Source organism: Mangrovibacter plantisponsor, from assembly GCF_003182475.1.
Taxonomy (GTDB): Bacteria; Pseudomonadota; Gammaproteobacteria; order Enterobacterales; family Enterobacteriaceae; genus Mangrovibacter; species Mangrovibacter plantisponsor.
Map to the genome: position 1 here is coordinate 14,747 of NZ_QGTS01000014.1, position 24,976 is coordinate 39,722.

Sequence of the window (24,976 nt, forward strand, 5' to 3'; positions counted from 1 at the left end):
TAGTACTCGTCATTTTAACACCTGGAAGCAGTTGTTTTACATGACGCAGAGTTATAGAAAACCACGCTGTCTGACCGCCTGCAGACCGGAGGAAGGAATAATAAAAACAGCATGTGGGCGCTATTCATAATGAAAAATGTGAAAAAACAAAGACCTGTTAATCTGGATCTTGCTACGATCCGATTTCCCGTCACCGCAATTGCTTCCATCCTCCACCGCGTTTCCGGCGTGATCACCTTCGTGGCGGTCGGCATTCTGCTCTGGTTGCTGGGGCTATCCCTTTCCTCACCCGAAGGCTTCCTGGTTGCTTCATCAATTATGGACAGCTTTATCGTTAAATTCATCCTGTGGGGCATTCTTACCGCACTGGCTTACCATGTTGTCGGTGGAATCCGTCATATGCTGATGGACTTTGGTTATCTGGAAGAAACCTTAGAGGCAGGGAAGCGTACTGCCAACATTGGTTTCGGTATTACTGTCGTGCTTTCTATTCTTGCAGGAGTTCTCGTATGGTAAGCAACGCCTCTGCGCTTGGTCGTAATGGTGTGCACGACTATATTCTGGTGCGTGCTACTGCGATTATCATCGCGCTGTATATCGTTTATATGGTTGGCTTCTTTGCAACCAGCGGTGAACTGACCTGGCAAATCTGGACGGGTTTCTTCGCCTCCGCTTTCACAAAAGTATTCACCTTGCTGGCGCTGTTTTCTGTGCTGATTCATGCCTGGATTGGCATGTGGCAGGTGTTAACCGACTACGTTAAACCACTGGCTATACGCCTTGTCCTGCAACTTGCCATTGTTGCAGCGCTGCTGGTTTACGTCATTTATGGGTTCGTTGTGGTGTGGGGTGTGTAATGAAATTGCCAGTCAGAGAGTTTGATGCAGTGGTTATCGGTGCAGGTGGCGCAGGTATGCGTGCCGCACTGCAAATTTCCCAGTCGGGGCAAACTTGTGCTCTGCTGTCCAAAGTATTTCCTACTCGCTCCCACACGGTATCTGCGCAAGGGGGCATTACTGTCGCATTAGGCAATTCCCATGAAGATAACTGGGAATGGCATATGTACGATACCGTGAAAGGTTCTGATTACATTGGTGATCAGGACGCAATTGAATATATGTGTAAAACCGGCCCGGAAGCGATTCTTGAGCTGGAACATATGGGGCTGCCGTTCTCGCGCCTGGATGACGGGCGTATTTATCAGCGCCCGTTTGGCGGGCAGTCGAAGAATTTTGGCGGTGAGCAGGCTGCGCGTACTGCGGCGGCGGCAGACCGTACCGGGCATGCTTTGCTGCATACGCTGTATCAACAAAATTTGAAAAACCACACCACCATTTTTTCCGAGTGGTATGCACTGGATCTGGTGAAAAACCAGGACGGCTCAGTGGTGGGTTGTACTGCACTGTGCATCGAAACCGGTGAAGTCGTGTATTTTAAAGCCCGCGCTACGGTGCTGGCGACCGGCGGTGCAGGGCGCATTTACCAGTCAACCACCAATGCGCACATTAATACTGGCGATGGCGTTGGCATGGCAATGCGTGCGGGTGTGCCTGTTCAGGATATGGAAATGTGGCAGTTCCACCCAACGGGTATTGCCGGGGCTGGTGTTCTGGTCACGGAAGGCTGCCGTGGTGAAGGCGGTTATTTGCTGAATAAACATGGCGAACGCTTCATGGAGCGTTATGCGCCAAATGCCAAAGACCTTGCCGGTCGTGATGTAGTTGCCCGCTCAATCATGATTGAAATCCGTGAAGGCCGTGGTTGCGATGGCCCATGGGGCCCACATGCCAAACTGAAGCTTGATCACCTGGGTAAAGATGTTCTGGAATCCCGCCTGCCAGGTATTCTTGAACTGTCACGCACCTTTGCACACGTCGACCCGGTAAAAGAACCTATTCCTGTTATTCCTACCTGCCACTACATGATGGGTGGGATCCCCACCAAAGTAACAGGCCAGGCGCTGACCGTGAACGAAAAAGGCGAGGATGTTGTGATTCCGGGCCTGTTTGCCGTTGGTGAGATTGCCTGTGTGTCTGTTCATGGTGCCAACCGTCTGGGTGGTAACTCGTTGCTGGACCTGGTGGTATTTGGGCGTGCGGCAGGTATGCATCTGCAAGAGTCTATTAATGAACAGGGTGCGCTGCGTGATGCAAGTGAATCTGATGTGGAAGCCTCCCTTGAGCGCATGAACCGCTGGAACAATAACCGCACAGGTGAAGACCCGGTGGTTATCCGCAAAGCATTGCAGGAATGCATGCAGCACAATTTCTCCGTATTCCGCGAAGGCGATGCAATGGCGAAAGGCCTTGAAGACCTCAAAGGAATTCGCGAGCGCCTGCAAAACGCGCGTCTTGATGATACGTCGAGTGAGTTTAATACCCAGCGAGTGGAATGCCTTGAACTGGATAACCTCATGGAAACGGCGTATGCCACCGCGATGTCGGCAAACTTCCGTACTGAAAGCCGTGGCGCGCACAGCCGCTTCGATTTCCCGGAACGTGATGATGAGAACTGGTTGTGCCACTCCTTGTACTTGCCAGAAAGTGAATCCATGGTACGCCGTAAGGTGAATATGGAGCCTAAATTGCGCCCGGCGTTCCCGCCGAAGGTACGTACTTACTGATTGCGGAGACAAGGTGATGAAACTCGAATTTTCAGTTTATCGTTATAACCCGGATGTAGACGATGCTCCGCGTATGCAGAATTACACGCTGGAAGCTGACGAAGGGCGAGACATGATGCTGCTGGATGCGTTAATCCAGTTGAAAGAAAAAGATCCGACACTTGCTTTTCGTCGTTCCTGCCGTGAAGGGGTCTGTGGCTCTGATGGCATGAATATGAATGGCAAAAATGGCCTGGCCTGTATCACGCCCATTTCAGCCCTGCGTAACGGTAATCAAAAAATTGTGATTCGCCCGTTACCAGGACTTCCTGTTGTGCGTGATCTGGTTGTGGACATGGGGCAGTTCTATACTCAATATGAGAAGATTAAACCTTACCTGTTGAATAACGGGCGAAATCCGCCGGCCAGAGAACATTTACAGTCCCCTGAACAACGGGAAAAACTCGATGGGCTGTACGAATGTATTTTATGTGCGTGCTGTTCAACATCCTGCCCGTCCTTCTGGTGGAACCCGGATAAATTTATTGGACCGGCTGGTTTGTTAGCGGCTTATCGTTTCCTGATAGACAGCCGTGATACAGAAACTGACGAACGCCTTGAAGGGTTGAGTGATGCTTTCAGTGTGTTCCGCTGCCACAGTATTATGAACTGTGTCAGTGTTTGCCCAAAAGGTTTGAACCCAACTCGCGCAATTGGCCATATTAAGTCGATGTTGTTGAAACGTAGTGCATAATATGAAGGGCCGGGAAGTCGTTTCCCGGCTTTTCAGGAAATCTTTAAAAACTGCCGGTAGCACCTTGCACCGGGTGTCATACTCAAAAGGTGCAATTGCGTGAAGACAGTTTTTAAAGGTTCCTTCGCGGGCGATTCCATTATAAAAGCTCGCTGAAAGTGAACCCTGGTACGTGCCCCATAAGGGTGTACGATGTAGTTTTTACGGCGAAAGTAAGCCTGTAAGGCTTAAGGGATCACGATGCAGAACGGCGCAATGAAAGCCTGGCTGGACTCTTCTTACCTGTCTGGTTCTAACCAGACATGGATAGAACAGCTCTATGAAGACTTCTTAACCGATCCTGACTCAGTGGACGCACACTGGCGCTCCATGTTCCAGCAGTTGCCAGGAACAGGGGTAAGACCGGATCAATTCCATTCCAAAACACGTGATTATTTTCGTCGTCTGGCGAAGGATGCCTCACGTTACACTTCCTCAATTACCGACCCTGACACCGATGCCAAGCAGGTAAAAGTCCTGCAGCTCATCAACGCATACCGCTTCCGCGGTCACCAGCAGGCTAATCTCGACCCGCTCGGGTTGTGGCAACAAGAGTCGGTACCTGATCTCTCTCCTGCATTTCATCACCTGACGGAAGCTGATTTCCAGGAGAGTTTTAACGTGGGGTCTTTTGCAATTGGCAAAGACACCATGAAGCTGGGCGACTTAATCACTGCACTGAGGCAAACCTATTGTGGTTCTATCGGTGCGGAATATATGCATATCACCAACACAGAAGAAAAACGCTGGATTCAGCACCGTATTGAATCTGTGGTTGGTCAGCCTTCCTTCTCAACAGAAGAGAAAAAGCGCTTTCTCAGTGAGTTAACTGCGGCTGAAGGTATGGAGCGCTATCTCGGTGCCAAATTCCCGGGCGCAAAACGCTTCTCACTGGAAGGTGGTGACGCGCTTATCCCCATGCTCAAAGAACTGATTCGCCATGCAGGCAAAAGCGGTACCCGTGAAGTGGTACTGGGCATGGCGCACCGTGGCCGTCTTAACGTGCTGCTCAACGTTCTGGGTAAAAAACCGCAGGATTTGTTTGACGAATTCTCCGGGAAGCATAAAGAGCATCTGGGAACCGGTGATGTGAAATATCACATGGGCTTCTCGTCAGACATCGAAACTGAAGGTGGTCTGGTCCACCTGGCGCTGGCGTTTAACCCTTCGCATCTGGAAATTGTCAGCCCGGTTGTTATTGGTTCTGTGCGTGCGCGCCTTGACCGGCTGGATGAACCTGGCAGCAACAAGGTTCTGCCTATCACTATTCATGGCGATGCTGCTGTTGCAGGCCAGGGTGTAGTTCAGGAAACCCTGAACATGTCCAAAGCTCGTGGTTATGATGTGGGTGGTACTGTTCGTATCGTTATTAATAACCAGATTGGTTTTACCACGTCGAACCCACTGGATGCCCGCTCCACACCTTATTGTACTGATATTGGGAAAATGGTGCAGGCACCGATTTTCCACGTCAATGCAGATGACCCGGAAGCAGTGGCGTTTGTTACCCGTCTGGCACTGGATTACCGCAACACCTTCCAACGTGATGTGTTTGTTGACCTGGTGTGTTACCGCCGTCATGGCCATAACGAGGCCGATGAACCCAGTGCAACTCAGCCGCTGATGTACCAGAAAATTAAAAAACATCCCACGCCTCGCAAACTCTATGCAGACAAACTGGAACAGAACCAGATTGTCACACTGGAAGATGCCACTGAACTGGTGAATCTGTACCGCGATGCGCTGGATGCCGGTGACTGCGTGGTGAAAGAGTGGCGCCCAATGAATATGCACTCATTCACCTGGTCGCCTTACCTGAACCATGACTGGGATGAAAGCTACCCGAACAAAGTTGATATGAAGCGTTTGCAGGAACTGGCAAAACGCATCAGTACGGTTCCGGATGTTGTCGAAATGCAGTCACGCGTGGCGAAAATTTACGGCGATCGCCAGGAAATGGCCGCCGGTAATAAACCGCTCGACTGGGGTGCTGCAGAAAACCTGGCTTACGCCACCATGGTTGACGAAGGTATTCCGGTACGCATTTCTGGTGAAGATGCAGGCCGTGGGACATTCTTCCACCGCCATGCTGTCATTCATAACCAGACTAACGGCTCGACTTACACGCCGCTGTGCCATGTACACAATGCACAGGGTACTTTCCGTGTCTGGGATTCTGTTCTGTCTGAAGAAGCCGTGCTGGCCTTCGAGTATGGTTACGCGACAGCAGAGCCACGCACTCTTACTATTTGGGAAGCACAATTTGGTGACTTCGCAAATGGTGCTCAGGTGGTTATCGACCAGTTCATCAGTTCGGGTGAACAAAAATGGGGCCGGATGTGTGGGCTGGTGATGTTACTGCCTCATGGTTATGAAGGGCAGGGGCCAGAGCACTCTTCCGCACGCCTGGAACGCTACCTGCAACTGTGTGCTGAGCAAAACATGCAAGTGTGCGTACCATCAACACCGGCACAGGTTTACCATATGCTACGCCGTCAGGCATTGCGTGGTATGCGCCGCCCGCTGGTGGTGATGTCACCCAAATCCCTGCTGCGCCATCCCCTGGCTATTTCCAGCCTGGATGAACTGGCGAATGGCACTTTCCAGCCTGCCATCGGTGAAATTGATGATATCGATCCGCAAGCTGTGAAACGTGTGGTGATGTGTTCTGGCAAGGTGTACTACGATTTGTTGGAACAACGCCGTAAAAACGATCAACACAATGTGGCGATTATCCGTATTGAGCAGTTGTATCCTTTCCCGGTACAAAGCGTGCAGGAAGTGCTTAAACGGTTCTCCCATGTTCATGACTTTGTCTGGTGTCAGGAAGAGCCTCTGAACCAGGGCGCATGGTATTGCAGCCAGCACCACTTGCGCGAAGTGATACCTTTTGGCTCCGCACTGCGTTACGCAGGGCGTCCGGCGTCAGCATCACCTGCCGTCGGGTATATGTCCGTTCACCTTAAACAGCAGCAAGATCTGGTTAATGACGCGCTGAATGTCGAATAGTTAAAGGATAAATAATGAGTAGCGTAGATATTCTTGTTCCCGACCTGCCTGAATCCGTTGCCGACGCCACCGTGGCAACCTGGCATAAAAAACCGGGTGACGCGGTAACCCGCGACGAAGTTCTGGTTGAAATCGAGACTGACAAAGTGGTACTGGAAGTACCGGCAGCCGCTGATGGTGTACTGGATGCTGTGCTGGAAGCTGAAGGCACAACAGTGACTTCTCGCCAGATCCTTGGGCGGCTGCGTGAGGGTAACAGTTCTGGTAAAGAAACCTCTGCCAAGGCGGATGAAAAGGAATCAACACCAGCACAACGCCACACTGCTGATCTTGAAGAGCAAACCAATGACGCTTTAAGCCCGGCAATTCGCCGCCTGTTGAGTGAGCATGATCTTGACGCCAGTGCAATTAAAGGCACCGGTGTTGGTGGCCGCATCACTCGCGAAGATGTTGAAAAACATCTGGCTAAAGCCCCTGCTGCGGCGGCAGTTCCGGCGGTAGAACCTGTTGCGGGTAACCGCAGTGAAAAACGTGTCCCGATGACGCGTTTACGTAAACGTGTTGCGGAACGTTTGCTGGAAGCGAAAAACTCAACAGCAATGCTGACTACGTTCAACGAAGTTAACATGAAGCCGATTATGGATTTGCGTAAACAGTACGGTGAGGCGTTTGAAAAACGTCATGGTATCCGTCTGGGCTTTATGTCTTTCTATGTTAAAGCAGTGGTTGAAGCACTGAAACGTTACCCGGAAGTGAACGCTTCAATTGATGGTGATGATGTGGTTTACCACAACTATTTCGATGTCAGCATGGCAGTGTCCACACCGCGTGGTCTGGTTACGCCGGTATTGCGTGATGTGGATACACTGGGCATGGCCGATGTCGAAAAACGTATCAAAGAGCTGGCTGTGAAAGGCCGTGACGGTAAACTCACCGTTGAAGATCTGACCGGTGGTAATTTCACTATCACTAACGGCGGCGTATTTGGTTCTTTGATGTCCACTCCGATTATCAATCCACCGCAAAGCGCCATTCTGGGTATGCATGCCATCAAAGACCGCCCCATGGCGGTAGACGGTAAAGTAGAAATTCTGCCAATGATGTATTTGGCACTTTCTTACGATCACCGTCTGATAGACGGGCGTGAGTCCGTTGGTTTCCTGGTGGCAATTAAAGAGATGCTGGAAGACCCGACTCGCCTGCTGCTGGATGTGTAGTTGTGTGGGGCTTGTGCCCCACACACCGATTACCCGGCCACAGCAAACGCTGTGGCGCAGAGTACCCCGAGCCTAGATGCTCTTCATCTGATTTGAATGGATAGAACTCATGAACTTACACGAATATCAGGCGAAACAATTGTTTGCCCGGTATGGCTTGCCGGCACCGGTGGGTTATGCCTGTACCACACCGCGTGAAGCGGAAGAAGCGGCGTCTAAAATTGGTGCCGGTCCTTGGGTAGTAAAATGCCAGGTACACGCAGGCGGCCGCGGTAAAGCTGGCGGTGTGAAAGTCGTAAAAAATAAAGAAGATATCCGTGCTTTTGCTGAACAATGGTTAGGCAAACGCCTGGTAACCTACCAAACAGATGCCAACGGTCAGCCGGTAAACCAGATCCTGGTTGAAAATGCGACTGATATCGCTAAAGAACTGTATCTTGGCGCAGTTGTAGACCGTAGCAGTCGTCGCGTAGTGTTCATGGCATCCACTGAAGGTGGCGTGGAAATAGAAAAAGTTGCTACAGAAACGCCGCATCTTATTCACAAAACAGCCATTGATCCACTGACTGGCCCGATGCCGTATCAGGGGCGTGAACTGGCATTCAAACTGGGTCTGCAGGGCAAACAAATTCAGCAATTCAGCAAGATTTTCATGGGGCTGGCCACTATGTTCCTGGAGCGTGACCTGGCGCTGGTGGAAATCAACCCCTTAGTCATTACTACTCAGGACGACCTGATTTGCCTTGATGGCAAACTGGGTGTTGATGGTAATGCGCTGTTCCGCCAACCAGAACTGCGTGAAATGCATGACAAGAGCCAGGAAGACCCGCGCGAAGCCCATGCTGCGCAATGGGAACTGAACTATGTGGCTCTGGAAGGCAATATCGGTTGCATGGTAAATGGCGCAGGTCTGGCTATGGGCACCATGGATATTGTGAAACTGCACGGTGGTGCGCCGGCTAACTTCCTTGATGTGGGCGGTGGTGCAACGAAAGAACGTGTTACTGAAGCGTTTAAAATTATTCTGTCTGACGATGCGGTTAAAGCGGTACTGGTTAACATCTTCGGCGGGATTGTGCGTTGCGACTTGATTGCCGACGGCATCATTGGTGCCGTTTCCGAAGTCGGTGTAAATGTGCCAGTTGTTGTGCGCCTTGAAGGTAACAATGCAGAACTGGGTGCGAAGAAGCTTGCTGAAAGTGGCCTGAATATTATTGCGGCGACCAGTCTGACCGATGCCGCGCAGCAGGTTGTTGCTGCAGTGGAGGGGAAATAATGTCCATTTTAATCGATAAAAACACCAAAGTTATCTGCCAGGGTTTTACTGGTAGCCAGGGGACATTCCATTCCGAGCAGGCCATTGCTTACGGTACCCAAATGGTCGGTGGCGTTACACCGGGTAAGGGCGGTACAACGCACCTGGGTTTACCCGTGTTTAATACCGTTCGTGAAGCGGTAGAGGCCACAGGAGCGACTGCATCAGTTATTTATGTACCGGCCCCGTTCTGTAAAGACTCGATTCTTGAAGCAATCGATGCTGGTATCAAACTGATTATCACTATTACTGAAGGTATTCCCACTCTGGATATGCTGACTGTGAAAGTGAAACTGGACGAAGCCGGTGTGCGCATGATTGGGCCTAACTGCCCGGGCGTTATCACTCCGGGTGCTTGCAAAATCGGTATCATGCCAGGGCACATTCACCAGCCGGGTAAAGTCGGTATTGTTTCACGCTCGGGTACGCTGACCTATGAAGCGGTGAAACAAACAACTGATTACGGCTTTGGCCAGTCGACTTGTGTTGGTATCGGTGGTGACCCAATTCCAGGTTCCAACTTTATCGACATCCTGAAACTGTTCCAGGAAGACCCGCAAACCGAAGCCATCGTGATGATTGGTGAAATCGGTGGTAGCGCAGAAGAAGAAGCTGCTGCCTATATTAAGGAACATGTCACTAAGCCAATGGTGGGTTACATTGCGGGTGTTACTGCGCCTAAGGGTAAACGTATGGGCCATGCTGGCGCCATCATTGCCGGGGGTAAAGGTACTGCAGACGAAAAATTCGCAGCACTTGAAGCTGCCGGGGTGAAAACTGTGCGTAGCCTGGCAGATATCGGTGAAGCGCTCAAATCTATTCTTCCTCAATAAAAAAATGGTGATCGCCGGTAAGGCGTGAACCCCTTTTCGACATGGTTGGCCACCTCCTGGGTGGCCTTTTTTTTACCCGTATAGTGACGAGCACTTCACAAAAACAGGGAAAATGAAAATAAAAAGTTAAAAACTTGATTAATATTGTGAAGGAACTACGCTTATTGATATTGCACAGAGTGACAGTTTCATTGTGAAAATGACAATGACATTACGCTTTAATTATTTATAACATCCAGCATACATGTAATTAAAGTTAATTTAATTAACATTATATTAACTTGACGCACACCCGAATAACCTCGTTAACACAAAATATTCGTTATTGATTTAAATCAATAAAATAACCTCTTGTCACCAAATGAAAAATTCCAAATTTGTCGAAGATCAAACTAGCGCTTGAGGATGTTTTTCGCTATAAATTGATCACCGTCGAGAAACGCAAAAAACGTTCAGTAAAAACCTATTTATTGTAAGTCCATTGAAGCGTAATATATTCGCGGGATTCATTTGGTATTAATTAACGTATTTGTAACCTTTTTACTTTTCTTGTTTTACATTCAGTGGTGCCGGAAAAGAAAGAGGTCGCAAATGTTTTTTGTATTGGGGCAAGTGTAGGGGAATGCTGTAGCCAGGTATTCTTCTATTCGGCGTCTTCATGCGAGGAGCAAGGAGTCAAGATGTTTGATATAGTCGAACTGTCACGATTGCAGTTTGCCTTGACCGCACTGTACCACTTTCTGTTTGTGCCACTGACGCTGGGTATGGCGTTCTTGCTGGCCATCATGAATACGATATATGTGTTGTCTGGTAAACAAATCTATAAAGATATGACCAAGTTTTGGGGAAAGTTGTTTGGTATCAACTTTGCTCTTGGGGTTGCCACTGGTTTAACCATGGAATTCCAGTTCGGTACTAACTGGTCATACTATTCGCATTATGTGGGCGATATTTTTGGTGCGCCGCTCGCTATTGAAGGTTTAATGGCCTTCTTCCTTGAGTCGACTTTCGTTGGGCTCTTCTTCTTCGGTTGGGACCGGTTGACCAAAGTACAGCATATGGCTGTTACCTGGTTAGTTGCTCTGGGCTCAAACCTTTCTGCGTTGTGGATTCTGGTCGCAAACGGCTGGATGCAAAACCCAATCGCTTCTGAGTTCAACTATGAAACCATGCGTATGGAAATGGTCAGCTTCTCCGAGCTGGTCCTGAACCCGGTCGCACAGGTTAAATTCGTTCACACGGTTGCTGCAGGCTATGTAACCGGCGCGATGTTCATTCTCAGCATCAGCGCATGGTACATGCTCAAAGGCCGTGACCTCGCATTTGCAAAACGCTCCTTTGCGGTTGCTGCCAGCTTCGGTATGGCTGCTGTGCTTTCCGTTATTGTGCTGGGTGATGAATCTGGTTACGAAATGGGTGACGTACAGAAAACCAAACTGGCTGCCATTGAAGCTGAATGGGAAACGCAACCCGCTCCTGCATCATTCACCTTGTTTGGTATTCCTGACCAGGCTGAACAGAAGAACCACTACTCGGTTCAGATCCCGTATCTGCTGGGGCTTATTGCCACACGTTCTGTTGATACGCCAGTGCTTGGTCTTAAAGATCTGATGGCCCAGCATGAAGAGCGCATCCGTAATGGGATGAAGGCTTATAAGTTGCTGGAAGAATTGCGTGCGGGTTCAACCGACCAGGCAGTGCGTAACGAGTTTAACAACGTGAAGAAAGACCTTGGCTATGGCCTGTTGTTAAAACGTTATACACCAAATGTCACGGATGCAACTGAAGCACAAATTCAGAAAGCCACCAAAGACTCTATACCGGAAGTGGCGCCACTCTATTTTGCTTTCCGCATCATGGTAGCGTGTGGTGTCTTGCTGCTTCTGATTATCGGCCTGTCGTTCTGGTCAGTGATTCGTAATCGTATCGGTCAGAAAAAATGGCTGCTGCGTGCCGCGTTCTATGGTCTCCCATTACCCTGGATTGCTGTAGAAGCTGGCTGGTTCGTTGCTGAATATGGTCGCCAGCCATGGGCTATCGGTGAAGTGTTACCCACAGCCGTTGCTAACTCGACATTGTCCGCGTCTGACTTGATTTTCTCAATCGTACTGATATGCGGTCTGTACACCTTGTTCCTGGTGGCGGAACTGTTCCTGATGTTCAAGTTTGCACGTCTGGGGCCAAGTAGCCTGAAAACCGGTCGCTATCATTTTGAGCAATCCGGCGCTACGGCTCAAACGGCACGCTAAGACAGGAGTCGAAACATGATTGATTATGAAGTATTGCGTTTTATCTGGTGGTTGCTGATTGGCGTTCTGCTGATTGGCTTTACCGTAGCTGATGGTTTCGACTTCGGCGTAGGTATGCTGACCCGCTTTATGGGCCGTAATGATGTTGAACGTCGTGTGATGATTAACAGCATTGCGCCACACTGGGACGGTAACCAGGTATGGCTTATCACTGCTGGCGGGGCGTTATTCGCCGCCTGGCCAATGGTTTATGCTGCCGCTTTTTCTGGTTTTTATGTCGCGATGATTTTAGTGCTGGCATCATTGTTCTTCCGCCCGGTTGGCTTTGATTACCGCTCTAAAATAGAAGATTCTCGCTGGCGTGACATGTGGGACTGGTGCATTTTTGTCGGCAGCTTTGTTCCACCGCTGGTTATTGGCGTTGCATTCGGCAACTTATTGCAGGGTGTACCGTTTAATGTCGATGAGTATCTGCGCCTGACATACACCGGGAATTTCTTCCAACTGCTGAACCCATTTGGCCTGCTGGCGGGTGTGGTGAGTGTAGCGATGTTCCTGACTCAGGGGGCAACCTACCTGCAAATGCGTACCAATGGTGAGTTGCTGCTGCGTGCCCGCGCAGTTTCTCAGGTTGCCACGCTGGTTATGATGGTGTGCTTTATCCTGGCTGGTGTTTGGGTGGTTTACGGGATTGATGGCTATGTGGTGACATCTGCTATGGACCATCACGCCGCATCCGACCCGCTGGTGAAAGAAGTATCTCGCCAGGCAGGAGCATGGCTGGTCAACTTTAACAATGCACCTGCACTGTGGGCTATCCCTGCGTTGGGGGTTGTGCTGCCGTTGCTGACCGTGCTGATGACCCGTGCAAATAAAGCTGCCCTGGCCTTTATTTTCTCCTCACTGACTATCGCCTGCGTCATTCTGACAGCTGGTGTGGCAATGTTCCCATTCATTATGCCATCCAGCACGATGATGAATGCCAGCCTGACAATGTGGGATGCGACATCCAGCCAGTTAACTCTGTCTGTGATGACTTACGTAGCGATTGTGTTCGTACCAATCATTCTTCTGTATACCGCCTGGTGTTACTGGAAAATGTTTGGTCGCATTACGAAAGAACACATCGAAAGCAACACGCATTCTCTGTACTAAGTAAGGAGCTGATTATGTGGTATTTCGCATGGATTCTGGGCACCCTTCTTGCGTGTGCATTCGGTGTGATTACAGCACTGGCACTTGAGCACGTTGAAGCGACTCAGTCCGGAGAAGAAAAGCAGGGATGAAAAATCTGATTTCATCACTCTATAAGCTGGTAGATAAGAGCCCGTTAAGGGCTCTTTCTCTGCTGATGGCACTGGTTCTGGCTGGCTGTATGTTCTGGAATCCGTCACGGTTTGCCGCGCACACCAGCGCGTTATCTGTCTGGCATGGTTTATTGCTGATGTGGGCAGTTTGCGCAGGGGTTATTCACGGTATCGGCTTTAAGCTGAAAGCCATTCAGTGGCAGGCTGTTTTTTGCCCATTACTCGCTATGATCGTACTGGCAGCAGGGTTGGCTTTTTTCTTTTTTTGAATAAGCTACCTCCGTCACAATTTATGGGCTTTACAAAGCCCATAAATATTTACACTCCGCACCCCTTAACCCATTCCCAACCCACTTCAGCTTGCGTATAGTAGCAACGTTTATTTTGCCTTACCGGGATGTAAAGTGAGCACTAAGCAGTTTCAATGGCCTGTTCGTGTCTACTATGAAGATACTGATGCAGGGGGAGTGGTTTACCACGCCAGTTACATTGCCTTTTATGAAAGAGCACGTACTGAAATGCTGCGTGAACATAACTTCAGCCAGCAGGCATTACTGGAAGAGCGTGTTGCCTTTGTTGTGCGCCGCATGTCTGTTGAGTATCACGCGCCAGCCAGACTTGACGACTTACTCGAAATCCAAACAGAGATTACCACGCTACGCCGGACATCTATGGTCTTTACGCAGCGCATAGTCAATGCAGACAACAAGATCCTTAATGAAGCGGAAGTGCTTATTGCTTGCGTTGATCCAATCATCATGAAGCCAAAAGCGCTTCCACTTTCTATTGTCGCGGAGTTCAAGCAGTGACTGACATGAATATCCTTGATTTGTTCCTGAAGGCAAGCCTTCTGGTCAAACTCATCATGTTGATTTTAATGGGTTTCTCTATTGCGTCCTGGGCTATCATTATCCAGCGAACCCGCATTCTCAATGCGGCAACACGTGAGGCTGAAACCTTCGAAGATAAGTTCTGGTCAGGCATTGATTTATCCCGCCTGTATCAGGAAAGCCAGGGGCGTCGTGAGAATTTGAGCGGTTCCGAGCAAATTTTCTATTCGGGCTTCAAAGAGTTTGCACGCCTGCATCGGGCCAACAGCCATGCACCGGAAGCCATTGTTGAAGGGGCATCGCGGGCAATGCGTATCTCAATGAACCGTGAGCTGGAGTCGCTGGAAACGCATATTCCGTTTCTGGGGACTGTAGGCTCTATCAGCCCGTACATCGGTTTGTTTGGTACGGTGTGGGGGATTATGCATGCGTTTATCGGCCTGGGTGCAGTAAAGCAAGCCACACTGCAAATGGTCGCTCCAGGGATTGCAGAGGCGCTGATCGCGACTGCGATTGGTCTGTTTGCCGCTATCCCGGCTGTTATGGCATACAACCGTTTGAACCTGCGTGTTAACAAGCTTGAGTTGAATTACGACAACTTCATGGAAGAGTTTACCGCAATTCTGCACCGTCAGGCGTTTACCACTACTGAGAGCCAAAAGGGGTAAACCATGGCCAGAGTGCGGGGACGAGGTAGCCGGGAGCTGAAGTCCGAAATCAATATTGTGCCGTTGCTGGATGTTCTGTTAGTGCTGGTGCTTATTTTTATGGCCACGGCACCTATCATCACACAGAGCGTCGAGGTGGATTTACCCGATGCAACGGATTCACAGTCCGTGGCGACTAACGATGATCCACCCGTCATTATTGAAGTCTCTGGTGTGGGGCAGTACAGCGTCGTGGTTGATAAAGATCGTATGGATCAACTTCCGCCAGAGCAAGTTATTGCAGAGGCGCAACGGCGCCTGGCAGCAAATCCGAAAACGGTATTTCTAATCGGGGGCGCAAAAGAAGTCCCTTACGATGAAATTATTAAAGCGCTTAATTTGTTGCATCAGGCTGGTGTGAAATCGGTAGGTCTGATGACCCAACCAATTTAATCAGCGCTATAACGGCAGAGTTTTTGGGAACCAAGAGTGTCAAAGGCAACCGAAGAGAACAAAAAGCTTAAACGTGCCATCATCATCTCAGCGGTACTGCATGTCATACTGTTTGCGGTGCTGATTTGGAGTTCGTTTGACGAACATATTGATGCCAGCGCCGGTGGTGGTGGTGGTTCGTCTATTGATGCCGTGATGGTTGATCCTGGCGCTGTAGTTGATCAATACAACCGCCAGTCGCAACAGCAGGCCAGTGCGCAGAGAGCAGCTGAGCAGCGTGAAAAGCAGGCTCAGCAGCAGGCTGAAGAACTCCGCGAGAAACAAGCGGCGGAACAACAGCGCCTGAAAGACCTGGAAAAAGAACGGTTAGCTCAGGAGCAGGCTCAGCAGCAAAAACAGGCTGATCAGGCGGCGGCTGAAAAAGCTGCAGCAGAAAAAGTAGCGGCTGAGAAAGCGGCAGCAGATGCAGCAGCCGAAAAAGCAGCTACACAAAAAGCAGCGGCAGAGAAGGCAGCAGCGGAAAAAGCGGCAGCACAAAAAGCAGCGGCAGAGAAGGCTGTAGCGGAAAAAGCGGCAGCGCAAAAAGCAGCGGCAGATAAGGCGGCGGCTGAAAAAGCAGCAGCACAAAAGGCAGCGGCAGAGAAGGCTGTAGCGGAAAAAGCGGCAGCACAAAAGGCAGCGGCAGAGAAGGCAGCAGCGGAAAAAGCAGCAGCACAAAAGGCAGCGGCAGAGAAGGCTGTAGCGGAAAAAGCGGCAGCACAAAAAGCAGCGGCAGAGAAGGCTGCTGCTGAAAAAGCGGCAGCACAAAAAGCAGCGGCAGAGAAGGCAGCTGCGGAAAAAGCAGCAGCACAAAAAGCAGCAGCACAAAAAGCAGCAGCAGATAAGGCCGCTGCTAAAAAAGCTGCAGCCGAAAAAGCCGCTTCAGAGAAAGCTGCCGCCAGCAAAGCTGCGGCAAAACAAGCCGCCGGGGTGGATGACCTGTTAGGCGATCTGAGCTCCAATAAAAATGCACCGAAAGCGGGAGGTGGAGCAAAAGGTAGCAACGCTTCACCTGCCGGTAGTGGTAATACCAAGAATAATGGCGCGTCAGGTGCTGAAATTAATGGCTATGCTTCGCAAATTAAGTCGGCTATTGAAAGTAAGTTCTATGATTCAGGCTCTTATACAGGTAAAACCTGTACGCTCAGAATCAAGCTGGCACCAGATGGTATGTTGCTGGATGTTCAGTCAGAAGGTGGTGACCCGGCATTATGCCAGGCTGCACTTGCGGCTGCTCGCCAGGCACATATGCCAAAACCGCCGAGCCAGGCAGTTTATGAAGTCTTTAAGAATGCGCCGCTGGATTTCAAACCGTAATTCTATTCCCCTGTACTAAGGGAATAGCATGAACGTTAAGTCGCCGGGTGGCGGTAGTTTTGTGTTATTGGGTTTGTTAACCTTCTGCTAATTATCGTGGGTCTTGTATCCAGATAAGGGAGATATGATGAAGCAGGCATTACGAGTTGCATTAAGTTTCCTGATGCTGTGGGCAGCAGTGCTGCACGCTGAAGTACGCATCGAGATAACTCAGGGGGTGGACTCGGCTCGCCCCATCGGTGTGGTACCGTTTAAATGGGCAGGGCCTGGTGCTGCACCAGAAGATATTGGCGGCATTGTGGCTGCTGACTTACGTAACAGTGGCAAATTCAACCCGCTGGATACATCCCGCTTGCCTCAGCAGCCTGCGACAGCACAGGAAGTTCAGCCTGCTGCATGGTCAGCTCTGGGTATTGATGCCGTCGTTGTAGGGCAGGTATCACCGAATCCGGATGGCAGCTATTCTGTGTCATACCAGTTGGTTGATACTGGTGGGGCGCCGGGCTCCGTCCTTGCTCAAAACACTTATAAAGTGAATAAACAGTGGTTGCGTTATGCAGCGCATACTGCCAGTGATGAAGTGTTTGAAAAACTGACGGGTATCAAAGGGGCTTTCCGTACGCGTATTGCTTATGTCGTGCAGACGGCGAACAGCCAGTATCCTTATGAATTGCGCGTTGCAGACTACGATGGCTACAACCAGTTCCTGGTTCATAAATCACCCGAACCATTGATGTCTCCGGCATGGTCTCCTGATGGCAACAAACTGGCCTATGTAACCTTTGAGAGTGGCCGCTCGGCGCTGGTTGTTCAGAACCTGGCTAACGCGACTGTTCGCCAGATAGCTTCTTTCCCGCGGCACAATGGTGCACCGGCATTTTCGCCGGATGGTACCAAACTGGCTTTCGCTCTGTCTAAAACAGGTAGCCTTAATCTGTATGTGATGGACCTGGCTTCCGGGCAAATTCGCCAGATTACTGATGGCCGCAGCAACAACACTGAACCTAGCTGGTTCCCGGACAGCCAGTCACTTGCCTACACTTCTGACCAGGCAGGTCGTCCGCAGATTTATAAAATCAATATTAATGGCGGTGCTCCGCAACGTATTACCTGGGAAGGTTCACAAAACCAGGATCCGGATGTCAGCGCCGATGGTAAATTCCTGGTGATGGTGAGTTCCAATGGTGGTGCTCAGCATATCGCCAAACAGGATCTGGTAACGGGAGGAGTTCAAACTTTAACTTCTACGTTCCTGGACGAAACGCCAAGTCTGGCACCTAACGGCACTATGGTAATCTACAGCTCTTCTCAGGGGATGGGATCCGTGCTGAATTTGGTCTCTACAGATGGGCGTTTCAAAGCGCGTCTACCGGCTACTGATGGTCAGGTGAAATCACCGGCCTGGTCGCCGTATCTGTAAATAAAAGAGTTCTTACTAAGGATTATAAAAAATGCAATTTAACAAAGTGCTGAAAGGGCTGATGCTGGTTCTGCCTGTTATGGCTATCGCTGCTTGTAGCTCTCACAAGAATGCAAATAATGGTCAGAGCGAAGGCATGCTGGGTGCCGGTACAGGTATGGAAGGCAATGGCAACATGTCTTCTGAAGAACAGGCTCGCCTGCAGATGCAACAGCTGCAGCAGAACAATATCGTTTACTTCGACCTGGATAAATACGATATCCGTTCTGAATTCGCAGCAATGCTGGATGCTCACGCAGCTTTCCTGCGCAGCAACCCGTCTTACAAAGTGACTGTTGAAGGTCATGCGGACGAACGTGGTACTCCGGAATACAACATCGCACTGGGCGAACGCCGTGCTAACGCAGTGAAAATGTACCTGCAGGGCAAAGGTGTTGCTGCAGACCAGATCTCTATCGTTTCTTACGGTAAAGAAAAACCAGCAGTACTGGGCCATGACGAAGCCGCTTATGCGAAAAACCGTCGCGCCGTACTGGTTTACTAAGAGAATGGCATGATCAGTAACTTCAGACATCATCTGTTGAGTCTGTCGTTACTGGTTGGCGTAGCGGCCCCCTGGGCCGCTAATGCTCAGGCGCCAATCAGTAGTGTAGGCTCAGGGTCCGTAGAGGACCGTGTAACGCAACTCGAGCGCATTTCTAATGCGCACAGCCAGCTTTTAACCCAACTCCAGCAGCAACTTTCAGATAACCAGTCCGACATAGACTCTCTGCGCGGCCAAATTCAGGAAAGCCAGTATCAGCTTAGCCAGATTGAAGAGCGGCAGAAGCAGATACTGTTGCAGATAGGTAATATGTCTGGTGGGGCGGCAGCAAATGGAACCACGCCTGCTGAAGGGAGTGCGAGCGGTGATACCGGGAGTACGGCTGCGCCGTCTGCACCAGCTTCATCAGCACCGGCTCAAACCGGTGATGCTAATACAGATTACAATGCCGCGTTTGCACTGGTGCAGGACAAATCGCGCCAGGATGATGCTATTGCTGCATTCCAGAACTTTGTGAAAAAGTATCCGGATTCAACCTATGTTCCGAATGCGAATTTTTGGTTGGGGCAACTGTATTACAGCAAAGGTAAAAAAGACGACTCTGCTTACTATTTTGCTTCTGTCGTTAAAAACTTTCCGCAATCACCGAAAGCACCGGATGCAATGTATAAAGTCGGTTTGATCATGCAGGAAAAAGGCGATACGGCAAAAGCGAAAGCAGTTTACCAACAAGTGATCTCAAAATACCCAGGCACGGATGGTGCTAAACAGGCTCAAAAACGCCTGAATGGCATGTAATTTTCCGGGCAAGGCCCGATAATGCTGTTTTTCTGGTCTTGCCGCCTGAAACATAAGCAGTTGAGTTACCTTTCTCGAAATTTTTGTTGCGCTGAAATGAGAAAGCAGTAATATATGCCGCCGTTGCCGGGGGATACATCACTGAAGAGTGGTGAGCCAGCAAGACGACGGGTCGTTAGCTCAGTTGGTAGAGCAGTTGACTTTTAATCAATTGGTCGCAGGTTCGAATCCTGCACGACCCACCAAAAATTTTGGTGTTCGTCGCGGTAGCAAGGTGTTTCATGTGGTTCTTATCCATGACCCACCATTAAGGCAGTTTGCTGCCTGTCAAAGCAGTACATGTGGGTGATTAGCTCAGCTGGGAGAGCACCTCCCTTACAAGGAGGGGGTCGGCGGTTCGATCCCGTCATCACCCACCACTTCGGGTCGTTAGCTCAGTTGGTAGAGCAGTTGACTTTTAATCAATTGGTCGCAGGTTCGAATCCTGCACGACCCACCAGTTTTCTCCGGTGGATACGTTTAAGGCAGCAAGGTGTCTTGTTGCATGGTTTGTTCACTTTGTGAAAACGCTCCTGCAGTTGTGCAGGGTTATAGAGTAGTAACAAAAGCAATAGCTTAATTGATGGGTCGTTAGCTCAGTTGGTAGAGCAGTTGACTTTTAATCAATTGGTCGCAGGTTCGAATCCTGCACGACCCACCATCATTTAAGCCTGTATTACCCGTAAGGGGTCGTTAGCTCAGTTGGTAGAGCAGTTGACTTTTAATCAATTGGTCGCAGGTTCGAATCCTGCACGACCCACCAGTGTGGAAAGGCGCCCTAAAGGCGCCTTTTTGCTATGCGTAAAAAGTGCAGAATGAGAACCTGGGCAGGTTCGAGCCGAGGGAAGCGAGACAACGTTGCCTCTGGCAACGGCCCGAGGGTGAGGCCAACGGCCGAATCATCCTGCACGACCCACCCTTCATTTATTTATCCCCGGTATTGTCCAAAGCACAAAATGCGGCAACGCACAAAACTGTAATTTTGCGTATTCGGTAAACAAAACCTCACGACAAAAAGCGATAATTCGGCTATCTTGTTTAGCATATAAAACAAATGACCTGCCCGGGATGGGAAAATACCAGTTGCAGGCATTTTTTGGTTAAGCTGTTAAACGAGAGTATCCCATGAGTGTGATGGCCGAACTGCACGATTCCATTTATCCCTTTCCTCCGAAACCACCGCGTTTGAGTGATGCGGAAAAGGCACAGTATCGGGAAAAGATCAAAACGTTACTAAAAGCGCGCAATGCTGTCATGGTGGCGCACTACTATACCGACCCGGAAATTCAGGCTCTGGCCGAAGAAACCGGCGGTTGTGTAGCAGACTCTCTGGAAATGGCCCGCTTTGGTGCAAACCACCCGGCTTCCACTCTGCTGGTTGCAGGAGTGCGGTTCATGGGGGAGACAGCAAAAATTCTCAGCCCGGAAAAAACAGTGCTAATGCCAACGCTTGCCGCAGAGTGCTCGCTGGACCTGGGCTGCCCTGAAGATGCATTCACTGCATTCTGTGATGCGCACCCGGACAGAACCGTGGTGGTGTATGCCAACACATCAGCGGCGGTTAAAGCGCGTGCTGACTGGGTTGTGACATCCAGCATCGCGGTGGAGCTTATTGAACACCTCGACAGCCTGGGGGAAAAAATTATTTGGGCGCCAGATCGCCATTTAGGGCGCTATGTCCAAAAGCAGACTGGCGCAGATATTCTGTGCTGGCAGGGTGCCTGCATTGTACATGATGAATTCAAAACCCAGGCGTTGTTACAGATGAAGGCGCTCTACCCGGATGCCGCCGTATTGGTCCACCCTGAGTCGCCTCAGGCTATCGTTGATCTGGCAGACGCGGTAGGCTCAACCAGCCAACTCATTGCCGCAGCACGTAAATTGCCGCACCCAAGGCTGATTGTAGCAACCGATCGCGGCATTTTTTATAAAATGCAGCAGGCCTGCCCGGAAAAAATATTACTGGAAGCACCGACAGCCGGAGAAGGTGCAACCTGCCGTAGCTGTGCACACTGCCCGTGGATGGCGATGAATGGTTTACGGGCCATTGCCAGCGGGCTGGAACAGGGTGGTGCAGAGCATGAAATTCATGTTGATTCTGCATTACGGGAAAAAGCTCTTTTGCCGCTTAACAGAATGCTGCAATTCGCGGCATCTCTGAACCAGGTTGTCAAAGGGAATGCCTGAATTACCGCCCGTGAGATGTTGCACGGGCGCACAGGTTAGCTGGTGTTAGTGATGATGATGGTGGTGAGCTTCGGCTGACTGCACCTGGTTCAGGTCACACAACGTTGTATTGCACGGCTGGTATTCCATTTGTACCGTGGCATGGGCAATGTGGTAGTTTTCACGCAGAAACGTGTGAATACGCCCCAGCAGTTCATCATGATCCCGTGGAGGAATAACCTGCACATGCAGCGTCAGAAGTGGCTGCTCACCAACCAGCCACACATGGACATGGTGCACCTGGCGAACTTCAGGCAAAGCCCGGGTCAGGGCTTTTTGCATTTTCGCGATGTCCAAATCGCGTGGGGCACCTTCCATTAATTCATTAACACTTTCTTTTAGCAACTGCCAGGCACTGCGTAACACCAGGCAGGAAACCAGCACCGACAAAATAGGATCTACCGGTGTCCATCCTGTCCACATAATCACAATCGCGGCAACAATGGCACCAACAGACCCCAGCAAATCTCCCAGTACGTGAAGTGCTGCGGCACGCACGTTCAGATTACTTTCGCTATTGCCACGATGAAGCATCCAGAAGGCCGCCAGATTCGCCAGCAACCCCAAAATAGCGATGGTCAGCATCATGGTGCTGCCAACCGGCCTTGGGTGCCAGAAGCGCACCACTGCTTCCCAGACAATCAATACAGTGATAACGACCAGTGCAATGGCATTAACAAAGGCGGCAAGGGTGGGTAAGCGGAGCCAGCCAAATGTATGCCCACGCGCAGGTGAACGGCGGGCAATCCGCACAGCCATCAGGGCAATGAACAGGGCTACAGCATCGGTCAGCATATGCCCGGCATCTGCCAGTAGCGCAAGAGAGCCAGACAGTAAACCACCAACAACTTCAGCTACCATAAACAGAGCTGTTATCAAAAACGCATAGAACAGGCGAGTTTCATTGTCATGGTTGCTGTTGTGCGAATGGTGATGGGAGTGCGTATGAGCCATGTGTCTCCTGAGCGTAAAGAGGTAAGCCAGTGAAGCCTTTGTTGCATATATCTATTATGGCTTCGGGCCAGCAATGGGTACAGCAGATAAAACTGTAAACCCGGACCCGGCCTGAAATCGCATCAAAAATTATATCTATTTTTCAGTTCGTTATGGCGCTTGTGGCGGAAAATTATGTTTTCCCGTCAACAGCCAGATTTTATTGGTTTAAGGTGCGGTATTTTTAATTTCTTCAGTTTTACTTTCTGTGAACCAGGCACTTCGCCGGTATTTTGTTCCTGTAGTGTAAAATTGCGTTTACACAATCCGGGTGAAGAGATAGATTGGGCGGGTTGCAATCAGGAAATTAGCATAGCCAGTCTTTATTGGGATTATCATGAATTATCAGAATGACGATTTACGTATTAACGAAATTAACGAGCTTTTACCTCCGGTAGCATTGCTGGAAAAATTCCCGGCGACAGATAATGCTGCAGCGACAGTCTCTGGTGCCCGTAATGCCATCCATAATATTCTCACCGGGCAGGACGATCGCCTGTTAGTGATTATTGGCCCCTGCTCAATTCATGATCCCAGTGCAGCGCAAGCTTATGCCACGCGTTTGTTGGAAATGCGTGAAGCCCTGAAAGGGGAGTTGGAAGTGGTGATGCGGGTGTATTTTGAAAAGCCGCGCACCACTGTTGGCTGGAAAGGGCTTATCAACGACCCTTACATGGACAGTAGCTATCAGATTAACGACGGTTTGCGTATCGCCCGTAAACTCCTGCTGGAAATTAACGACACTGGTTTGCCGACTGCGGGTGAGTTTCTTGACATGATCACGCCGCAATATATGGCGGACTTGATGAGCTGGGGGGCAATAGGTGCCCGTACCACAGAATCTCAGGTTCACCGTGAGCTGGCTTCCGGCCTTTCATGCCCGGTTGGGTTTAAAAATGGTACCGATGGAACAATTAAAGTAGCCATTGATGCCATCAATGCGGCCGGTGCGCCTCACTGCTTCTTGTCGGTAACTAAATGGGGGCATTCCGCTATCGTTAATACCAGCGGGAATGGTGACTGCCATATTATTTTACGCGGCGGCAAAGCACCAAATTACAGTGCGGAACATGTGGCTCAGGTGAAGCAAGGGCTGGAAAAAGCCGGGCTGGCGCCACAAGTAATGATTGATTTCAGCCACGCAAATTCCAGCAAGCAATTTAAAAAGCAAATGGATGTCTGTGCCGATGTGTGCGGGCAAATTGCTGGTGGCGAAAAAGGTATTATGGGTGTGATGGTAGAGAGCCACCTTGTTGAAGGTAACCAGAGCCTGGAAAGTGGCAAACCACTGGAATACGGCAAAAGTATCACTGACGCCTGCATTGGCTGGGAAGATACCGCGGCCTTGTTAACTCAGCTTGCTGGCGCAGTAAAAGCTCGCAGAACTAAATAAAAAAACCGCTCTGGTGAGCGGTTTTCTTAAACAAACGGTACCTGGGTAAAACTGGCACCGTTTTTTATTACTTGGCTTTACCCTGGTTGGCAACAGCCGCTGCTTTCGCTGCGATTTCGTCTGCGTTGCCCAGGTAGTAGCGTTTAATCGGGTTGAAGTTTTCGTCAAACTCGTAAACCAGCGGAACACCTGTCGGGATATTCAGCTCGAGAATTTCGTCTTCGCTCATGTTATCCAGGTATTTAACCAGTGCACGCAGAGAGTTACCGTGAGCAGCAACAATCACACGCTCACCACTTTTCATACGTGGCAGGATGCTGTCAGTCCAGAAAGGAATAACACGTTCAATGGTTAGCGCCAGGCTTTCAGTTACCGGCAGCTCTTTTTCTGACAGGCTTGCATAACGCGGGTCATGGCCCGGGAAACGTTCGTCGTCTTTTGTCAGTTCTGGCGGGGTAACCGCAAAACCACGACGCCACTGTTTAACCTGCTCGTCACCATATTTTTCTGCGGTTTCTGCTTTGTTCAGCCCCTGCAGTGCACCATAGTGGCGTTCATTCAGTTTCCATGATTTTTCTACCGGCAACCACACCTGGTCCACTTCGTCCAGGATATTCCACAGCGTGTGGATGGCTCGTTTCAGCACAGAAGTGTAGGCAAAATCGAAACTATAGCCTTCGTCTTTGAGCAGTTTACCAGCAGCTTTTGCTTCGCTTTTACCTTTTTCAGACAGGTCAACATCGTACCAGCCAGTAAAGCGGTTTTCCTGGTTCCACTGACTTTCACCGTGACGAACCAGAACCAGCTTAGTTACAGCCATAATATTACTCCTCGTAATCCTGGGGATTGAATGATAACAATTATCATTATATTGCCGTGGTGGCGCCAGCGGCAACGCCAAACCTTAAACATAGCGAAATTCTTGGCAGAGTGTAAGGCTGATGTGAATTTG

The 24,976-nt window shown here is 50.1% G+C and carries 23 protein-coding genes, 5 tRNA genes and 1 other RNA gene; 27 read left to right on the forward strand and 2 right to left on the reverse strand.

The window, feature by feature from the left end:
• Nucleotides 1-111 precede the first annotated feature (111 nt).
• The 26 genes from sdhC to nadA all read left to right on the forward strand — a co-directional run bounded on the left by sdhC (nt 112) and on the right by nadA (nt 21,599).
• Nucleotides 112-516 (forward strand): succinate dehydrogenase cytochrome b556 subunit, encoded by a 405-nt coding sequence (gene sdhC / locus DES37_RS19805; protein WP_036109355.1) that lies wholly within the window; start codon nt 112-114, stop codon nt 514-516.
• Nucleotides 510-857, forward strand: coding sequence for a succinate dehydrogenase membrane anchor subunit (gene sdhD / locus DES37_RS19810; RefSeq protein ID WP_110027473.1), 348 nt, complete (start codon nt 510-512; stop codon nt 855-857). Before sdhC ends, sdhD begins: the two co-directional genes overlap by 7 nt.
• Nucleotides 857-2,623: a succinate dehydrogenase flavoprotein subunit gene (gene sdhA, locus DES37_RS19815; RefSeq protein ID WP_036109346.1), complete on the forward strand. Its 1,767-nt coding sequence runs from the start codon at nt 857-859 to the stop codon at nt 2,621-2,623. Before sdhD ends, sdhA begins: the two co-directional genes overlap by 1 nt.
• 16 nt (nt 2,624-2,639) lie before the next feature.
• A complete protein-coding gene (locus DES37_RS19820) occupies nt 2,640-3,356 on the forward strand; it encodes a succinate dehydrogenase iron-sulfur subunit (RefSeq protein WP_110027475.1) in 717 nt (238 codons plus the stop codon).
• A 240-nt stretch (nt 3,357-3,596) separates the two neighbouring features.
• Nucleotides 3,597-6,404: a 2-oxoglutarate dehydrogenase E1 component gene (gene sucA, locus DES37_RS19825; RefSeq protein WP_110027476.1), complete on the forward strand. Its 2,808-nt coding sequence runs from the start codon at nt 3,597-3,599 to the stop codon at nt 6,402-6,404.
• 14 nt (nt 6,405-6,418) lie between these two features.
• Nucleotides 6,419-7,621: a 2-oxoglutarate dehydrogenase complex dihydrolipoyllysine-residue succinyltransferase gene (gene odhB, locus DES37_RS19830; protein WP_110027478.1), complete on the forward strand. Its 1,203-nt coding sequence runs from the start codon at nt 6,419-6,421 to the stop codon at nt 7,619-7,621.
• A gap of 109 nt (nt 7,622-7,730) precedes the next feature.
• Nucleotides 7,731-8,897 carry an ADP-forming succinate--CoA ligase subunit beta gene (gene sucC / locus DES37_RS19835; protein ID WP_110027480.1) on the forward strand — a complete coding sequence of 389 codons (1,167 nt, stop codon included), beginning with the start codon at nt 7,731-7,733 and terminating at the stop codon, nt 8,895-8,897.
• Complete coding sequence (gene sucD, locus DES37_RS19840) at nt 8,897-9,769, forward strand: succinate--CoA ligase subunit alpha (protein WP_036109307.1); 873 nt, start codon at nt 8,897-8,899, stop codon at nt 9,767-9,769. Before sucC ends, sucD begins: the two co-directional genes overlap by 1 nt.
• A gap of 680 nt (nt 9,770-10,449) precedes the next feature.
• The gene (cydA, locus tag DES37_RS19845; RefSeq protein ID WP_036109303.1) at nt 10,450-12,018 is read left to right on the forward strand and encodes a cytochrome ubiquinol oxidase subunit I; all 1,569 of its coding nucleotides are present in this window, start codon (nt 10,450-10,452) and stop codon (nt 12,016-12,018) included.
• A gap of 15 nt (nt 12,019-12,033) precedes the next feature.
• On the forward strand, nt 12,034-13,173 hold the full coding sequence (cydB, locus tag DES37_RS19850) for a cytochrome d ubiquinol oxidase subunit II (protein WP_036109301.1): 1,140 nt from the start codon (nt 12,034-12,036) through the stop codon (nt 13,171-13,173).
• A gap of 14 nt (nt 13,174-13,187) precedes the next feature.
• Nucleotides 13,188-13,304, forward strand: coding sequence for a cytochrome bd-I oxidase subunit CydX (gene cydX / locus DES37_RS19855; RefSeq protein WP_064597002.1), 117 nt, complete (start codon nt 13,188-13,190; stop codon nt 13,302-13,304).
• On the forward strand, nt 13,301-13,594 hold the full coding sequence (gene ybgE / locus DES37_RS19860) for a cyd operon protein YbgE (protein ID WP_036109292.1): 294 nt from the start codon (nt 13,301-13,303) through the stop codon (nt 13,592-13,594). The genes cydX and ybgE overlap by 4 nt, the downstream gene beginning before the upstream one ends.
• Nucleotides 13,595-13,729: 135 nt before the next feature.
• Nucleotides 13,730-14,134: a tol-pal system-associated acyl-CoA thioesterase gene (gene ybgC, locus DES37_RS19865; RefSeq protein WP_036109289.1), complete on the forward strand. Its 405-nt coding sequence runs from the start codon at nt 13,730-13,732 to the stop codon at nt 14,132-14,134.
• On the forward strand, nt 14,131-14,823 hold the full coding sequence (gene tolQ, locus DES37_RS19870) for a Tol-Pal system protein TolQ (RefSeq protein ID WP_072006956.1): 693 nt from the start codon (nt 14,131-14,133) through the stop codon (nt 14,821-14,823). Before ybgC ends, tolQ begins: the two co-directional genes overlap by 4 nt.
• Nucleotides 14,824-14,826: 3 nt before the next feature.
• On the forward strand, nt 14,827-15,255 hold the full coding sequence (gene tolR / locus DES37_RS19875; RefSeq protein ID WP_036109282.1) for a colicin uptake protein TolR: 429 nt from the start codon (nt 14,827-14,829) through the stop codon (nt 15,253-15,255).
• A 36-nt stretch (nt 15,256-15,291) separates the two neighbouring features.
• Nucleotides 15,292-16,611 carry a cell envelope integrity protein TolA gene (tolA, locus tag DES37_RS19880; protein ID WP_110027482.1) on the forward strand — a complete coding sequence of 440 codons (1,320 nt, stop codon included), beginning with the start codon at nt 15,292-15,294 and terminating at the stop codon, nt 16,609-16,611.
• A 127-nt stretch (nt 16,612-16,738) separates the two neighbouring features.
• Entirely contained in the window at nt 16,739-18,031 is a 1,293-nt protein-coding gene (gene tolB / locus DES37_RS19885) for a Tol-Pal system beta propeller repeat protein TolB (RefSeq protein ID WP_110027484.1), read from the forward strand.
• A gap of 31 nt (nt 18,032-18,062) precedes the next feature.
• Entirely contained in the window at nt 18,063-18,575 is a 513-nt protein-coding gene (gene pal, locus DES37_RS19890; RefSeq protein ID WP_036109271.1) for a peptidoglycan-associated lipoprotein Pal, read from the forward strand.
• A gap of 9 nt (nt 18,576-18,584) precedes the next feature.
• The gene (cpoB, locus tag DES37_RS19895; protein ID WP_110027486.1) at nt 18,585-19,373 is read left to right on the forward strand and encodes a cell division protein CpoB; all 789 of its coding nucleotides are present in this window, start codon (nt 18,585-18,587) and stop codon (nt 19,371-19,373) included.
• Between the two features lie 169 nt (nt 19,374-19,542).
• Nucleotides 19,543-19,618, forward strand: a tRNA-Lys gene (locus tag DES37_RS19900).
• A 98-nt stretch (nt 19,619-19,716) separates the two neighbouring features.
• Nucleotides 19,717-19,792 (forward strand) — tRNA-Val (locus DES37_RS19905).
• Between the two features lie 4 nt (nt 19,793-19,796).
• A tRNA-Lys gene (locus DES37_RS19910) sits at nt 19,797-19,872 on the forward strand.
• A 125-nt stretch (nt 19,873-19,997) separates the two neighbouring features.
• Nucleotides 19,998-20,073, forward strand: a tRNA-Lys gene (locus tag DES37_RS19915).
• A gap of 26 nt (nt 20,074-20,099) precedes the next feature.
• Nucleotides 20,100-20,175 (forward strand) — tRNA-Lys (locus tag DES37_RS19920).
• Between the two features lie 31 nt (nt 20,176-20,206).
• Nucleotides 20,207-20,331, forward strand: a non-coding RNA gene (locus DES37_RS19925) — RtT sRNA.
• 206 nt (nt 20,332-20,537) lie between these two features.
• A complete protein-coding gene (nadA, locus tag DES37_RS19930) occupies nt 20,538-21,599 on the forward strand; it encodes a quinolinate synthase NadA (protein ID WP_110027488.1) in 1,062 nt (353 codons plus the stop codon).
• A 45-nt stretch (nt 21,600-21,644) separates the two neighbouring features.
• Here nadA and zitB read toward each other — a convergent pair whose 3' ends face one another.
• Entirely contained in the window at nt 21,645-22,592 is a 948-nt protein-coding gene (gene zitB / locus DES37_RS19935; RefSeq protein ID WP_110027489.1) for a CDF family zinc transporter ZitB, read from the reverse strand.
• Nucleotides 22,593-22,968: 376 nt separating this feature from the next.
• Here zitB and aroG point away from each other — a divergent pair, with 376 nt between their 5' ends.
• Complete coding sequence (gene aroG / locus DES37_RS19940) at nt 22,969-24,024, forward strand: 3-deoxy-7-phosphoheptulonate synthase AroG (protein ID WP_036109259.1); 1,056 nt, start codon at nt 22,969-22,971, stop codon at nt 24,022-24,024.
• Between the two features lie 67 nt (nt 24,025-24,091).
• On the opposite strand, the gene gpmA is transcribed toward aroG, so the two are convergent.
• Nucleotides 24,092-24,844, reverse strand: a complete 753-nt coding sequence (gpmA, locus tag DES37_RS19945; protein WP_036109256.1) for a 2,3-diphosphoglycerate-dependent phosphoglycerate mutase — start codon at nt 24,842-24,844, stop codon at nt 24,092-24,094.
• Nucleotides 24,845-24,976 lie beyond the last annotated feature (132 nt).